This window comes from Streptomyces sp. NPDC030814 (genome assembly GCF_055572155.1).
In genome coordinates this window covers 501110-515525 of sequence record NZ_JBVIDX010000003.1, presented here as the reverse complement: position 1 = coordinate 515525, position 14416 = coordinate 501110, and the positions used below count along the sequence as shown (strand labels likewise).

Here is a 14416-nt window from a genome sequence, read left to right as displayed (position 1 = left end):
GCACTGACAACGGGCTCGGGTCAGCGGTTCTGCGGGGTGCGGTACCAGGCTTCGGCGTGCTCTTGATCGGCTGGTGAGAGGGGCCGTCCGGCCCCGGCGAGCGCTCGCCGGTCGGTGTGCGTGCAGGTGTGGGTGGGGACTCCGGGCCGCCGTTCGGTGGGGCTGCCGTGGAACTTGCCCATGATCATGAAGGGGTCGAACATCACGACGACGCCCGCCAGCAGCAGGAAGACCAGCGGGCCGATCATCAGCGGGGCGAGGAGGGTCGCTGAAGAGGAGCCGTCGCCCGGGGCGCCGCCGGCCGCGCTGTGCAGATGGACGCTGAGGGCGGCCATGCCCGTGTAGTGCATGCCGCTGACCGCGATGCCCATCACGAGGCTCGCGCCGACGCTCCACAGGAAGCCCCGGACCTGTCCAGCGGCCCACAGGGCGGCGATCGCGGCCACCACGGCGATGACGACGGAGGCGGCCACGGTGACGGTGTTGTACTCGAGCGTGCCGTTGAGGCGCATTCCGGCCATGCCGAGGTAGTGCATGGAGGCGATGCCGAGGCCGGTGATCGTGCCGCCGGTGAAGAGTGCGGCCCCGCTCGCTCCCTTGGAGCCGACCATGAAGATGCCGATGCCGACCATGACGATCGCGACGGCGAGACTCGCGAACGTGGTCAGCGGGTCGTAGTGGACCGGGGTCTGCAGGACCTTGAACCCCATCATGGCGACGAAGTGCATGGTCCAGATGCCGGAGCCGATGGCGGCCGAGCCCAGGGCCAGCCAGCCGATCCGCAGGCGACCGTCCACCAGCATCGATCTGGTGGTGCAGCGCAGGCCGAGCGCGCCTCCGAGGCAGGCCATGAGATAGGCCGCCACCGGTGTGACGAGTCCGTAGCTGAAGCCGTCGACGGTGCCCTGCATCCGCGGCTGCCTTTCCCGCCCTGTCGCGTCCCTGGATTCCCTGTACTGCCCCCGCCCCCGGGACCGCCACAACGGTCAGGGTTGTCGCAGAGAGTATGACCCCCACCGGAATGGTCGAACGATTTTCCGGCAAAGAAACACGGCCTTGCCCCACTTGTGCGGCGCGCGTGTGCGGACTTGGGCAACTCCATTCAATTCATGGCCATCTTGCGCCCCCTCTCTCGTTTACTGTCTGCAGTCACTCTTGAGCCCAAAGTGACCGAACGACGCGAGGAGTACGCATGCATGTGCGCGCAGTCGCCGCCATGACCGCCGCGTTCGTGGGGGCCGCCGGCCTCCTGCTCCCCACTTCGGCCGCCGAGGCGGCCTCGTACCCCGACGATCCGGTGGTCGTGGCGCATCGCGGAGCTTCCGCCTACGCGCCCGAGAACACCCTGGCCGCCGTCGACAAGGCCGACGAGATGGGCTTCGACTGGGTCGAGAACGACGTCCAGCGCACCAAGGACGGCAAGCTCGTCGTCGTCCATGACGCGACGCTGGCCCGGACGACGAACGTCGAGCGGGTCTTTCCGGGCCGTGCGCCGTGGAACGTGCGCGACTTCACGGCCGCGGAGATCGCGCGGCTGGACGCGGGCAGCTGGTTCAGCAGCCGCTACGCGGGCGCGCGCGTGCCGACCTTGGCGCAGTACGTGAGGCGCGTGTCCAGCAATCACCAGAAGCTCGTTCTGGAGATCAAGAATCCCCAGCTGTATCCCGGCATCGAACGGCAGACGCTGAAGGTGCTGGACAACGAGGGCTGGCTGACCCCCCGGCGCCTGCGGGACCGGCTGGTGGTCCAGAGCTTCAGTCGGGACACGGTGCGGCGGGTACACAAGTTGAGCCCGGGTGTGAAGACCGGCTTCCTCGGCACCCCGGACCTCGCGGACCTGCCCGAGTACGCGAGGTTCGCCGACCAGATCAACTCCTCCTACACGACCATCTCCCGCTCCTACGTCGCCAGGGTCCACACCTTCGAGGGCCCGCACGGCAAGCCGTTGGAGATGCTCACGTGGACCGTCAACGACCCGGCGAACGCGCGCAGGGTGGCGCGTTACGGCGTGGACGGCATCATCACGAACAAGCCGGACGTGGTCGAGGAGGCCACCCAGGGCTGAGCGGTCGCCGCTCACACGGGGCGTGCGTCCGCGGGCGGACGCACGCCCCGGGCGCTGTCGGTGGCACGCCGTACGGTGGTCGCATGAACAGCCATGGACAGTACGAGCACCAGGTCGTGTGGGCCGTCGTCCGCACGGACATCGGTCCGCTGCTGCTGGCCGCGACGGACGACGGCCTGGTGAACGTCGTGTTCCATGCCACGGACGCGGTGCGCGACCAGGCACTCGACCGGCTCGCGTCCCGGCTCGGCGCCGAGCCCGTCGAGGCTCCCCGTGCCCCGCAGCTGGCCGAGGCGATACGCCAGCTCGACGCGTACTTCGCGGGTGACCTCCAGGTGTTCGAGCTGCCCCTGGACTGGTCGCTGATCTCCGGTTTCAACCGCCAGGTGCTGCGGGAGCTGGCCTCCGGTGTCCCCTACGGCTCGGTCGTGGGCTACGGCGACCTGGCCCGCCGGGTGGGGCAGCCGGGCGCGGCCCAGGCGGTGGGCATGGCGATGGGGGCGAATCCGCTGCCGGTGGTGGTGCCGTGCCATCGGGTGGTGGAGAGCGACGGCGGCATCGGCGGGTTCGGCGGCGGACTGGAGACCAAGCGGAGGCTGCTGGCGCTGGAAGGGGTTCTGCCCGAGCCGTTGTTCTGAGCCCTCCGTGCGAGACCCGGGCTCGTCCGTGGGGCGTTGTCACGGGAGGCGTGTCGTGGCCGGAGACTTGTGCCAGTCGGTTCCGCTACGCGTAGTGCCGGGCTTCGACGACGTTGCCGTCCGGGTCCCTGAAGTAGAAACTGCGCCGGGCCGCTCCCCGGGCGCCGAAGGAGTCGGACGAGAAGTCGGAGACCGGGACCGCCCGTTCCTCCAGCCGGGACCGCAGCTCCTCGAAGCGGTCACCGGGCAGGGCCAGGCATATGTGGTTGACGGGGTGGCCGGAGCTGTCGGCGGCGCCGGGCAGCATCTTCATGCGCTCCGCCATGCTGAGCGGCATGAGGTCGAGGATGGTCTCGTCGTTGACACGTACGGAGGGGAAGGGCACCTGTCCCGCGGCGTACTCGGTCAGGCGTACGGGTCGCAGGCCCACGGCCCTCTCGTAGAAGTCGGCCGCGGCGACGGGCTCCCTGACCCAGAGGACGACGTGGTCGAGACGCGTCATGTTGTCCGTCATGCTCCTCAGCCTGGTGTCCCGCACCACAGGTCGCAAGGGTTTGACCGGGCACGTCGGTCGCCAGTGATGAGGGAGGAACGACTGACAGGAGGCAAGCGCGTGCTGATGGTGTCAGAAGAGGTGCGGGAAGCGGTTGACGCGCGTCGACCCGTGGTGGCGCTGGAGTCCACGATCATCGCGCACGGCCTGCCCCGCCCGCGCAACCTGCAGGTGGCGCTGGAACTGGAGGACGTCGTACGGCAGGAGGGCGCCGTACCGGCGACCATCGCCGTGCTCGACGGGCGGCCGCGCATCGGCCTCGACAAGCAGCAGCTGGAGCGGGTCGCGAACGAGGACGGCATCCGCAAGCTCGGCCACCGGGACCTGCCGCTCGCGGTGGCCTCCGGGGTGAGCGGCGCGACCACCGTCTCGGCGACCGCCCTGCTGGCGTCCCTGGCAGGCGTAAGGGTGTTCGCGACGGGTGGTCTCGGAGGTGTGCACCGGGAGTGGACGACGACCCAGGACGAGTCCGCCGACCTGGGGCTGCTGGCGCGCACCCGGATCACGGTCGTCTGCGCGGGCGTGAAGTCGATCCTGGATGTGCCGGCGACCCTGCAGCGCCTGGAGACGCTGGGTGTCGCGGTCGCCGGGTACGGCACCGACCGCTTCCCCGGCTTCTATCTCTCCGACTCGGGGCACCCCGTGGAGTGGACACTCCGGTCACCCGGTGAGGTCGCGGAGGTCATGCGTGCCCAGGACGCGCTCGACGGCCCGGAGTCGGCACTGATCGTCGCCAACCCGGTGCCCGAGGAGGAGCAGCTCGATCCCGATCTGCACGCTCGTGTGCTCGCCGAGGCGTTGCAGGCGGCCGAGACCGAGGGGATCACGGGACAGGCGGTCACACCGTTCCTGCTGAGCCATCTCGTCCGGCACACGGACGGTGCCTCGCTGAGCGCCAATCTGGCGGCGGTACGGGGGAACGTACGGCTCGCCGCGCGGATCGCGGCGGCCTGGACCGGAGCGTGAGGTGGCGCGGCGGGGAGGGGCCCGGCGGCGGGTGAACCCGTCGGGCAGTGGCGTGACCGGGGCCGCCGGGAGGGCACGAGGGGCGCTGTTCGTCGTGGGGGACGTCGTCACGGATGTCGTGGCCCGGCATCGTGGGCCGCTCGCGCCGGGCACCGACACGGCCTCCGCGATCCGGACGCTGCCCGGCGGGGCGGGTGCCAATGTTGCCTGCTGGGCGGCATATCAGGGCTGTGCGGAGGTGCGGCTGCTCGGGCGCGTGGGTACGGACGCGGCCGAGTGGCACGAGCGGGAGTTGCGGGCCGCGGGCGTTCGGCCCCACCTCGTCGTCGATCCGGAGGCGGCGACCGGGACGGTGATCTGCCTGGTGGACACGGGCGACGCAGCCGAACGCACGTTCCTCACGGACAGCGGTGCCTCACTGCGTCTGGACCCGGACGACTGGTCGCCGGGCCTGCTCGACGGGGTGGCCCGACTGCATCTGTCGGGCTACCTGTTCTTCTCGGAGCCGAGCCGGGCGCTGGTCTCGGTGGCCCTGGAGACGGCACGCGCGCGTGGGGTGCCGGTGAGCGTGGACCCGGCCTCGTCGGGGTTCCTGGCGGCGCTGGGCGCCAACCGGTTCCTCGAACTCGTCGAGGGGGTGGATGTGCTGCTGCCCAGCAGTGACGAGGCGTGTCTGCTCACCGGGCTGCCCGATCCGGCCGACGCGGCGGCGCAGTTGAGCCGCCTCGTCCCGCTGGTGGTGGCCAAGCAGGGGGCCGAGGGCGCCCTGATCGCCCATGGGGGCAGTGTGCGTGCCCGGGTGCCTGCGGTCCCCGCCGTGCCCCGCGACACGACCGGCGCGGGTGACGCGTTCACCGGGGCGTTCCTCGCCGCCCTGCTCACGGGCGCGGAGCCCGCGGACGCCGCTGCCGAGGGCTGCGGGGCGGGGGCACTGGCCGTGGGGAAGGTGGGCGGGCGGCCCCCGGTGGGCTGAGCCGGCAGGGGGACCGGTGTGGCCGTCGGCGGTGGGCCCAGGAGCGGCGTGGGACGCGCCGGTGAGCCGCCGAAGGCCCTGCAGGAGCACGGTCTTGCCGGTCCCCCGTACCGGTTCGCCATGACATCGACATCGCGCCGCCTGCCGCGCAACGGGCTACGGCTTCCTGCCCCATGACGAGACGAGCGGTGTGGCGGCGATGTCCACCGTGCCGGAGTCCAGGTTGGCCAGATGGCGGCCGATCTCCTCGTCCGTGGCGAGGCCGGCCCCGACGAGTGCGGACCGGAGCTGTCGGATCGTGGTGGACTCCAGTGCGGCGCAGGCGGGCGAGGCGATGGGGAAGTACGCGTCGGCCTCCACACCGCGCAGCCCGGCGCCGCGCAGCAGACGTGGGAACCGGCGGCCGTGTGCCGGGTCCACCCCGCGTTCCTCGAGAAGTGAGCGGACGGCCTGACGGAGCCGGTTGGCCAACTGCTGTTCGGGGCCGTTCTCTTCGAGGCAGGCCAGGGGCTGGAGCGCGGGGTCGGCGTCCTCGATCAGCAGGCGCCCGCCGGGACGCAGGGCTTTGATCATCGACACCACGGCCTGCTCGGGGTCGGGCGCGTGGACCAGGGCCAGCCGGGCGTGGACAAGGTCGAATCCGTCGCCCGGCGGCTGGTCGACGCCCACGTGGTGGACGAGGACCTCGACCGGTGGGCGGGTGACCGCGGGGACGGCCCAGGAGAGGTCGGCCCCGGTGGCGATGACCTTGCCCGTGGGTCCGACCTTCTTGGCCAGCCAGGAGACGACCGAGGCCCCGCTCGCGCCGACCTCCCAGCAGCGCCAGCCGGAACCGAGGCCGAAGTTTTCCATGTGCCGGAACGTCGTGCGGTCGAAGAGGGTGGCGAAGGCGTCGGAGGGCTGCCCCGTCTCGCCCTGCCGGTGGTCGAGGAGATGTCCGTCGGTTCGCATCATGACGCGATCATCCCATTTCACCTACTTATCTACTCTTTGTGACGCTCCCACAGCCCGTCAGGACCGCTCCGGCGGCGGTCGAGGGGAGCAGGGCACCACCCGAACCACTCCGACCGATGTCGTGAGCGAGACATCAAGAGGAGTGGAGCGTTCCGTTCCCACAGCCTTGTCTGCGGCTCGAAGACGCCTGGCACACTGGCGCCACAAGGCACGAAGTGCGGTGCGAGGAGAACCAGATGTCCATGGCAGGGAATCTGCGGAAGGTCACCGGCCTCGACAAGGTCGGCGGCCTGCGCAAGGTGGCACGGCTGGCACGGCGTCGCGCCCGCGTCGACCTCAGCCATCCGGCCCGCTCCCCCCTGGGCACCGCCGTGGTGAACTGCGTGACGTACCACAAGGGGGTACGCGCCCCGGGCGGCCGCGATGTCGTCGAGGCGCTGGGACAGGTGCGCGGGTCCGACCACGGCTTCGTCTGGCTCGGGCTGCACGAGCCGACGGAGCGGGAGTTCGCCGGCATCGCCGAACTCTTCGACCTGCACCCACTGGCGGTCGAGGACGCGGTCGAGGCCCATCAGCGCCCGAAGCTGGAGCGGTACGGCGACACACTGTTCGCGGTGTTCAAGACCGTCTGCTACGTCGAGCACGCGGAACTGACCGCGACGAGCGAGGTGGTGAACACCGGCGAGATCATGGTCTTCGTCGGCCCCGACTTCGTGATCACGGTGCGGCACGGACGGCACGGCTCGCTCGGCCCGCTGCGCGAGGAGCTGGAGGCGAACCCGGAGCAGCTCGCCAAGGGCCCCGCCGCCGTCCTGCATGCGATCGCCGACCACGTGGTGGACGACTACCTGACGGTCACGGACTCGGTGCAGGCGGACATCGACCAGGTGGAGACGGACGTGTTCGCGGCGAACGGGGCGCGCGTCGACCCCGGCCGGATCTATCAGCTCAAGCGGGAGCTGCTCGAACTGAAGCGGGCGGTGGCCCCGCTCGCCCGTCCGCTGCTTGAGCTCACCACGCGACCCATCCGGGTGGTGGACCCGGAGATACAGGCCTACTTCCGTGATGTCTGCGACCACCTGATGAGGGCGACCGAACAGATCGCCGCGTTCGACGAACTGCTCAATTCGATCCTTCAGGCGCACCTGGCCCAGGTCAGCGTCGCGCAGAACGAGGACATGCGGAAGATCACCGCGTGGGCGGCGCTGATCGCCGTGCCGACCATGGTCTGCGGTGTCTACGGCATGAACTTCACGTACATGCCGGAGCTGACCTGGAAGTTCGGCTACCCCCTGGTCCTGGCCGTCATCGCCACGGCCTGCGTCACCCTGTACCGGGGTTTCAAGCGCAACGGCTGGCTCTGACCCCGGCACCGGCGAGGAGAAGGAGGCGGGACCGGTCTCGGCCGGGTCAGCGTGCCGCGGTCCGGGCGTACACGCTCTCGGCCCAGTCGGCGATCTGGTCCTCCGACAGATGCCGGGCGATGTCGGACTCGCTGATCATGCCGACGAGGCGCTTGTTCTGGATCACCGGAAGCCGGCGGATCTGGTGCTCCTTCATCTCCTCGAGCACCTCGCTGATGTCGGCGTCGGCGTCGATCCAGCGCGGTGTGCCCTTGGCCAGATCGCCCGCCGTGACACGGGACGGGTCGTGTCCCAGGGCGACACAGCCCACGACGATGTCGCGGTCGGTGAGGATGCCGCAGAGGCGTTCGTTCTCGTCGCTGATGGGGAGCGCCCCGACGTTCAGCTGGCGCATCAGCTGGGCGGCGCGGTCCAGGGTCTCGTGGGCGGGGATCCACTGGGCGCCCCGGTGCATGATGTCTCCGGCGGTGGTCATGCGATACCTCCTGATGCCGGGCGGCCGGCGCGGCGCGGGAGGCGCCGCTCTTCCCGACGCGGCGCACAGAGCACCGCTGGTCCCGGCGCTGCTCATTCTCACCGGGCCCGGCAGGAGGCGCACCCGGAGGAGCCCGGCCCCTGAGCCGGGGGGACGCGCTGCCCCTCGCTTCGGCGGCGCAGCGGGCAATTCGATCCGGCGCAGAGCCTGTGAACCACCCGGATGATCACATGCCTGCGCGCCGAGCGGCCGTCCCGGCGTCAGCCGCTCCAGGCCGGATGCCGCGGGTCGTCGGCGCGCACCAGGACATCGGCCACCGCGGCCGGGTCCGCCTCGCTCTCGTAGCGCTCGAAGGCCGGGAGGGTCCAGTGTTCGCTCTCGGGGGTGCGGCGGCGCAGGGCGCCCGGGGAGAGAAGGACGTGGACGGTCAGATCGAAGGGGAACCAGTTCTTCAGAAGGAGGGGGCCGTGCATCAACAGGAGTGCGGCGGAAGGGAGTTGCACGTAGGGGCTGCGGGTGGCGCGGTCCGTGGCGGGGTCCCAGAGGTCGGGCAGGACACGACCCGTTCCCCCGGGTTCGAGCGGGCCGAAGACCTCACGCCACAGCGCGGCGGTGTCGAACCAGCCGTTGTAGTAGGCCTCCACGTCCTGGTGCCCGTACTCGAAGCGGAGCGACGCCGGCTTGAGGAACCCCTCGGTGCCCACGACGAGCGAGGACCGGCCGCGTACCCGCAGCGCGTCCGACACCCGCGCCGCGAGGTCGCCGGGACGGGCGGCCGGGGCACCGTCGAAGGCGATACGCGGCCAAGGGGAACCGTCATCCGGCTTCAGGTCCAGGAGATGGTCGGCGAGGAGATCGCCGAGCCGCTCCCAGGTGATCGCTTCGAATCGCACACCGTCCATGATGCCGCGCCCCGCACACCCCACCCGAGCCGACCGAGAGGCCGGCACAGCGGCCACGTGACCAGGCGGCCACCGGGGGGAATGATCCGCGTATGGCCGCGCTCGCTGTTCCCCCGCCGCGTACCGGACTTGTCGTCGTGCAGGCACTCAGGAAGAAGCGCTGCGCCGAGTGCCGGGGCGGTCCGGTGGTACTGCTCGTGCTGGAGAACGGCGCACCGCGTTGCCTCGACTGCGCGGACCTGGGACATCTGGTGTTCCTGCCACGCGGCGACACGGCGCTCACCAGACGGGCCAGGGAGGAGAGTTCGCTGTCGGCCGTCGTCGTGCGGTTCAACCGGAGGAGAAGCCGGTACGAGCGGCAGGGCGTCCTGGTCGAGGAGGCGGCGCTCGCCCGCGCCGAGGAGCGGTGCCTGGCCGACGCCGAGGCACGACGGCGCCGCCGGGTACGGGACGCACGGCGGCGGGCCGCGGAGGACGTGCGGTTCACGGACGCGTTCACGGCGGAGATACGGCGACTGTTCCCCGCGTGTCCGGCCGAGCGGGCACGGGAGATCGCCGCCCACGCCTCGGTGCGCGGAAGCGGACGTGTCGGGCGCAGCGCCGCGGGACGCGCCTTGTCGGAGACGGCCGTGACGTCGGCGGTCATCGCGTCCGTACGGCATGTGGACACTCCGTACGACCAGTTCCTGATGAGCGGTGTCGCACGGCACGAGGCCCGGCGGCGGATCGCGGGGACGGTCGAGGCGAGGCTCCGGGAGTGGCGGGGGGCGGGATGAGCACCCCGTACGGCCATTCCCTGGACGTTCGCTCATGCGGGTGCGCGTCTCGGCCATGGTGACGGTGTCGACGCGGGCGTTCACTTGTGGTGACGGCAGGGGCCGGGCAGGCTCATCGGATTCGGGGGAACGAGGTGGGAGCGGACATGATCGACGGGCCGTACTTCGTGTTGACGGTGCTGGGGCTGCTCGGGACCGGCGTCGTGGCGGGCGTGTTCTGCGGGTTCTCGACCTTTGTGATGAAGGGGCTGGCCTCGCTGCCGCCGGCGCAGGGGGCCGCCGCGATGCAGGCGATCAATGTCAGTGCCGTGACCCCGGCGTTCATGCTGGTGTTCGTGGGTACGGCGGTGCTGTGCGCCGTACTGGCGGTCGTCACGTTCGTGCTGTGGCCGGACCAGGGCACGGTCGCGTTGCTGCTGGGCAGCGCGCTGTACCTGTTCGGCTGCTTCGGGGTGACGATGGTGGCGAACGTGCCGCGCAACGACACGCTGGCCGGGCTGGACCCGGGCACACCGGAGGCGGCCACCTACTGGCGGCGGTATGTGAACGAGTGGACGATGTGGAACCACGTGAGGACGGCTGCCTCGGTCGGCGCGGCGCTCTGCTATCTGCTGGCGCTCGCCTGAGGCGTACGCGCCGGGCGCGTCGTATCGTGGCGGGAGACGAGTGCCGCCCGAAGGCGGACGGCCTCACACCGCTCCGACCGTTCTGAGCCCGTCGCCCCGGGATCACTTCCGCCGACCGCTTCCGCCGATCACTGTTCGTCGAGTCGAAACTGAGTCCGCCGTTGTACGGCCGTGCCCGTACACGCATGCGATACGTGAGGGAGACGGCGATGGCCGATCCCAAGGGTTTCATGACCACCCCGCGCGAGGAGTGGCCCCGTCGGCCCGTGCAGGAACGGGTGCGGGACTGGAACGAGGTGTACGTTCCGGGGGCGCTGCTGCCGATCATCAGCAAGCAGGCCGACCGCTGCATGGACTGCGGGGTCCCGTTCTGCCACGACGCGTGTCCGCTGGGGAATCTCATCCCGGAGTGGAACGACCTCGTGTCCCGGGAGGACTGGCGGGCGGCGAGCGACCGGCTGCACGCGACGAACAACTTCCCGGAGTTCACCGGGCGGTTGTGCCCCGCGCCGTGCGAGGCGGGGTGCGTGCTGGCGATCAACCAGCCCGCGGTGACCATCAAGAACGTCGAGGTGGCGATAGCCGACCGGGCCTGGGAGGACGGACTCACACCGCCCCGCCCGCCCGACAGGCTGACCGGCAGGACGGTGGCCGTCATCGGTTCGGGGCCCACCGGCCTGGCGGCCGCTCAGCAGCTGACCCGGGCGGGACACACGGTCGCGGTGTACGAACGGGCGGACCGGGTCGGAGGGTTGCTGCGGTACGGCATCCCGGCGTTCAAGATGGAGAAGCGGCACCTGGACCGGCGGCTGGAGCAGATGCGGGCGGAGGGCACGAAGTTCCGTACGTCGACGACCGTCGGGGAGGACATCGGGGCCGCCGAGCTGCGGGCCCGGTACGACGCCGTGGTGATCGCGACGGGTGCCACGGCCTGGCGGGAACTGGATGTGCCGGGGCGGGAGTTGGCCGGGATCCATCAGGCGATGGAGTATCTGCCGTTGGCCGACCGGGTCTGCGAGGGTGATCTGGAGGTCTCGCCGTTGTCGGCGGCCGGAAAGCATGTGGTGATCATCGGGGGCGGCGACACGGGGGCGGACTGTCTCGGGACGGCGGTGCGGGAGGGGGCAGCGTCGGTGACCCAGCTGGACATCTATCCGCTGCCGGAGGCGGTGCGGGACGAGGACGTCGAGCCATGGCCGACGTATCCGAAGATCTACCGGCTCTCGGCGGCGCACGAGGAAGCACGCGATCTGCGGACGGCGCCGGCGGCGGACGCCGACGCGCGGCTCTTTGCGGCGTCCACGCTCCGCTTCACCAGGGACGATGCGGGTCATGTGCGCGAGCTTCACCTGGTCGAGGTGGACGAGCGGCGCCGGCCGAAGCCGGGCACCGGGCGGTCGCTTCCCGCCGACCTCGTCCTGCTCGCCCTCGGCTTCTCCGGGCCCGACCGCCACGACGGGCTGATCGACCAGTTGGGGCTGGCGGTCGAACCGCGGGGCACGATCGCTCGTGGGCCGGACTTCGAGACCAGCGTGCCCGGCGTGTACGCGGCAGGGGACGCCGCCCGGGGGCAGTCCCTCATCGTCTGGGCGATCGCCGAGGGGCGGGCGGTGGCCGCCGCGGTGGACCGTCGGCTGACCGGCGTGGAGCGGCTGCCGGCGCCGATCGGCCCGTACGACCGGCCGATGACCGCGTAGTCGAAGGGCCCTCCTAACAGATGCCTTCGCCGGCGGTGAGGGCGAGGGCTGCGCCAAGGGCTGTCCCGTATCCGCGGTGGATCAGCGCACGGCGTCGGATGCGGTGCGTCGCAAGGCGGAGGGGCGTCCGCATACCGGATCTGTGCGGGCGTTGCGACAATGCGGCGAGGTGCCGCATCCGACGCCGTGCGCCCGCCGGGGACCACGGGACGGCCCTCAGCGCTCGTCCGTGCCCGCCACCTTTCCCGTCGCCAGAGCGATCCGGTTCCACGTGTTGATGGTGAGGATCAGGGACAGGACGTGGGCCAGTTCGGTCTCGTCGAAGTGGGCGGCGGCCTCCGCGTAGACGTCGTCGGGGACGCCGCGGTCGGCGACGAGCGTGACCGCTTCGGTGAGGGCGAGGGCCGCCTGCTCGCGCGGGGTGAAGAAGTGCCGGGCCTCGCGCCACACCGGGACCATGTGGAGACGGTCCTCGCTCTCGCCCGCCTTGCGGGCGTCGTTCGTGTGCATGTGCAGGCAGTACGCGCAGTGGTTGAGGTGGGAGGCGCGGATCTGGATCAGTTCGACGAGGGCGGGGTCGAGGCCCTCGCGGGCCGCCGCGTCGAAGCCGATGAGTGCACGGAAGACGGGCCGGGCGGCCTTGGCGAAGTCGACGCGGACCGCGTTCGTGTTCGTGCTCGTGTTCGTGCTCGTGTTCGTCGTCATGACCATGAATCTATGGGCCAAAGAGACCTGTCGTAGGGTGCATTCCCATGGAGGATTCGTGGGTCAATTCCGCCGAGCGGATCGGTGCCGATCTGCATCTGGAGCTGTCCGGAACCGGTGGACGGCGAGCCGCGCTCATCCGTGCCCTGCGGGACGCGGTACGGGGCGGTCGGCTGGCGCCAGGCACCCGGCTGCCTCCGTACCGCTCGCTGGCGGCGGATCTCGGTGTCGCGCGCAACACGGTCGCCGACGCGTACGCGGAGCTCGTCGCCGAGGGGTGGCTGACGGCGCGGCAGGGCTCGGGCACCCGGGTCGCGGAGCGGGCGGAACCGCTGAACGTGTCCGCTCGCGTCCCGAAGAAGGTGCCCGCACGCACGCGCGGGCCCCGGCACGACCTTCGGCAGGGCACTCCGGACGCGTCGTCGTTTCCACGTGCGGCCTGGGCGGCGTCGTACCGGAGGGCGTTGGCCCAGGCGCCCAACGACGCGTTCGGCCCCGGCGATCCGGCGGGCCGGATCGAGCTGCGCGAGGCGCTCACCGCATACCTGGCACGCGCGCGTGGGGTGCGCACCGAGCCCTCGCGGATCGTGATCTGTTCGGGTTTCGCCCACGCCCTGCGGCTGCTCTTCCACCGCCACACCGCCGACCTCGACCACGGCCGGGGTCCCGGCCACGGCCGGGTGCTGCGGGGCCCGCTGGCCGTCGAGTCGTACGGACTCGGTTTCCACCGCGAACTGCTGGCCGCGGCGTCCGTGCGGACCGTTCCGCTGCCGCTGGACGAGGACGGCGCGCGGATCGACGGGCTGGACCGGGAGCGGGCCGTGCTGCTCACGCCGGCACACCAGTTCCCCACCGGCGGGCCGCTGCATCCGTCCCGCAGGGCGGCCGTCGTCGACTGGGCACGCGCGCGGGGCGGGGTGGTGCTGGAGGACGACTACGACGGGGAGTTCCGCTACGACCGCAAGCCCGTCGGTGCCGTGCAGGGGCTGGATCCCGAGCGGGTCGTGCACATCGGGTCGGTCAGCAAGAGTCTGTCGCCGGCGTTGCGGCTGGGCTGGATGGTGCTGCCGGAGCGATACGTCGACGCCGTGCTGGAGGCGAAGGGCGAGCGGGAGGCGTGGGCGAGCGTCCCGGATCAGCTGGCGCTGGCGGACTTCCTCGTCTCGGGGTCGTACGACCGTCATGTGCGGCGGATGCGTCAGCGGTACCGGGCGCGGCGGGACCGTCTGGTGGCCGCCCTCGCCGCGCGGGCGCCGCACATCGAGGTCACCGGGATCGCGGCCGGGCTGCACGCGGTGCTGCGGCTGCCGCCGGGCACCGAGCGGTCCGTGGTGCGGGCGGCGACCTGGCAGGGCATCGCACTCGACGGGCTGGCCGAGTTCCGGCATCCGCGGGCGACGGGGCCGGGCGCGCCGGACGGGTTGGTCGTGGGGTACGCGACGCCGCCGGAGCATGCGTACGGGGCTGCGCTGGAGGCCCTGTGCGGGGTGCTGCCGCCGGAGTGAACGGCCCGCCCGCGCGGCCGTCACCCTTCCTCGAACATCGGCATATACCTCCCATTCGACAAGAATTCAACCCCAGTGGGACCATGGCCTCAGGAGGTATGGCACCGCTGCCTGCATCGCACGACAATTCGGCGGTGACCTGCCCCCATCCCTCGTTCCGTCGTCAGGCGTGGGGCCCCTCCCGCGCGCCCCCCCTGTTGACGGCAGGTCCTGGAGG

General features: G+C 71.3%; 15 protein-coding genes. 9 read left to right on the top strand and 6 right to left on the bottom strand.

Translation table 11 applies throughout. From position 1 onward, the window contains the following. Nucleotides 1-20: 20 nt before the first annotated feature. Nucleotides 21-911, bottom strand: coding sequence for an MHYT domain-containing protein (locus ACZ43N_RS09150; RefSeq protein WP_468096130.1), 891 nt, complete (start codon nt 909-911; stop codon nt 21-23). Between the two features lie 281 nt (nt 912-1192). Here ACZ43N_RS09150 and ACZ43N_RS09145 point away from each other — a divergent pair, with 281 nt between their 5' ends. Together ACZ43N_RS09145 and ACZ43N_RS09140 are read left to right on the top strand one after the other, a co-directional pair. Further along, nucleotides 1193-2065, top strand: a complete 873-nt coding sequence (locus tag ACZ43N_RS09145) for a glycerophosphodiester phosphodiesterase (RefSeq protein ID WP_468096128.1) — start codon at nt 1193-1195, stop codon at nt 2063-2065. Between the two features lie 83 nt (nt 2066-2148). Continuing rightward, nucleotides 2149-2703 (top strand): methylated-DNA--[protein]-cysteine S-methyltransferase, encoded by a 555-nt coding sequence (locus ACZ43N_RS09140; protein WP_468096127.1) that lies wholly within the window; start codon nt 2149-2151, stop codon nt 2701-2703. 85 nt (nt 2704-2788) lie between these two features. Here the strand turns inward: ACZ43N_RS09140 and ACZ43N_RS09135 are convergent, their stop codons facing one another. Then, nucleotides 2789-3217, bottom strand: a complete 429-nt coding sequence (locus ACZ43N_RS09135; RefSeq protein ID WP_468096126.1) for a VOC family protein — start codon at nt 3215-3217, stop codon at nt 2789-2791. Between the two features lie 99 nt (nt 3218-3316). Here ACZ43N_RS09135 and ACZ43N_RS09130 point away from each other — a divergent pair, with 99 nt between their 5' ends. Continuing rightward, a complete protein-coding gene (locus ACZ43N_RS09130) occupies nt 3317-4222 on the top strand; it encodes a pseudouridine-5'-phosphate glycosidase (RefSeq protein ID WP_468096125.1) in 906 nt (301 codons plus the stop codon). 94 nt (nt 4223-4316) lie between these two features. Next, the gene (locus ACZ43N_RS09125) at nt 4317-5195 is read left to right on the top strand and encodes a carbohydrate kinase family protein (protein WP_468096123.1); all 879 of its coding nucleotides are present in this window, start codon (nt 4317-4319) and stop codon (nt 5193-5195) included. Nucleotides 5196-5351: 156 nt separating this feature from the next. Here ACZ43N_RS09125 and ACZ43N_RS09120 read toward each other — a convergent pair whose 3' ends face one another. After that, nucleotides 5352-6149, bottom strand: a complete 798-nt coding sequence (locus tag ACZ43N_RS09120; protein WP_468096122.1) for a methyltransferase domain-containing protein — start codon at nt 6147-6149, stop codon at nt 5352-5354. Nucleotides 6150-6385: 236 nt separating this feature from the next. Between ACZ43N_RS09120 and ACZ43N_RS09115 the strand changes: the two genes are divergently transcribed. Further along, the gene (locus ACZ43N_RS09115; RefSeq protein ID WP_468096121.1) at nt 6386-7513 is read left to right on the top strand and encodes a magnesium and cobalt transport protein CorA; all 1128 of its coding nucleotides are present in this window, start codon (nt 6386-6388) and stop codon (nt 7511-7513) included. Between the two features lie 46 nt (nt 7514-7559). Here the strand turns inward: ACZ43N_RS09115 and ACZ43N_RS09110 are convergent, their stop codons facing one another. Together ACZ43N_RS09110 and ACZ43N_RS09105 are read right to left on the bottom strand one after the other, a co-directional pair. Then, nucleotides 7560-7988: a CBS domain-containing protein gene (locus ACZ43N_RS09110; RefSeq protein WP_468096119.1), complete on the bottom strand. Its 429-nt coding sequence runs from the start codon at nt 7986-7988 to the stop codon at nt 7560-7562. Nucleotides 7989-8248: 260 nt separating this feature from the next. Then, on the bottom strand, nt 8249-8890 hold the full coding sequence (locus ACZ43N_RS09105) for a nucleoside/nucleotide kinase family protein (protein WP_468096118.1): 642 nt from the start codon (nt 8888-8890) through the stop codon (nt 8249-8251). A gap of 92 nt (nt 8891-8982) precedes the next feature. Between ACZ43N_RS09105 and ACZ43N_RS09100 the strand changes: the two genes are divergently transcribed. From ACZ43N_RS09100 to ACZ43N_RS09090, 3 genes are all read left to right on the top strand, one after another. Next, complete coding sequence (locus tag ACZ43N_RS09100; RefSeq protein ID WP_468096117.1) at nt 8983-9666, top strand: DUF2293 domain-containing protein; 684 nt, start codon at nt 8983-8985, stop codon at nt 9664-9666. Nucleotides 9667-9812: 146 nt separating this feature from the next. Further along, on the top strand, nt 9813-10292 hold the full coding sequence (locus ACZ43N_RS09095; protein ID WP_468096116.1) for an anthrone oxygenase family protein: 480 nt from the start codon (nt 9813-9815) through the stop codon (nt 10290-10292). A gap of 209 nt (nt 10293-10501) precedes the next feature. Further along, complete coding sequence (locus ACZ43N_RS09090; RefSeq protein WP_468096115.1) at nt 10502-11989, top strand: glutamate synthase subunit beta; 1488 nt, start codon at nt 10502-10504, stop codon at nt 11987-11989. A 216-nt stretch (nt 11990-12205) separates the two neighbouring features. Here the strand turns inward: ACZ43N_RS09090 and ACZ43N_RS09085 are convergent, their stop codons facing one another. After that, a complete protein-coding gene (locus ACZ43N_RS09085; RefSeq protein ID WP_468096114.1) occupies nt 12206-12694 on the bottom strand; it encodes a carboxymuconolactone decarboxylase family protein in 489 nt (162 codons plus the stop codon). A 47-nt stretch (nt 12695-12741) separates the two neighbouring features. On the opposite strand from ACZ43N_RS09085, the gene pdxR reads away from it, so the two are divergent. Continuing rightward, the gene (pdxR, locus tag ACZ43N_RS09080) at nt 12742-14199 is read left to right on the top strand and encodes a MocR-like pyridoxine biosynthesis transcription factor PdxR (RefSeq protein WP_468096113.1); all 1458 of its coding nucleotides are present in this window, start codon (nt 12742-12744) and stop codon (nt 14197-14199) included. The last annotated feature ends 217 nt before the right edge of the window (nt 14200-14416 follow it).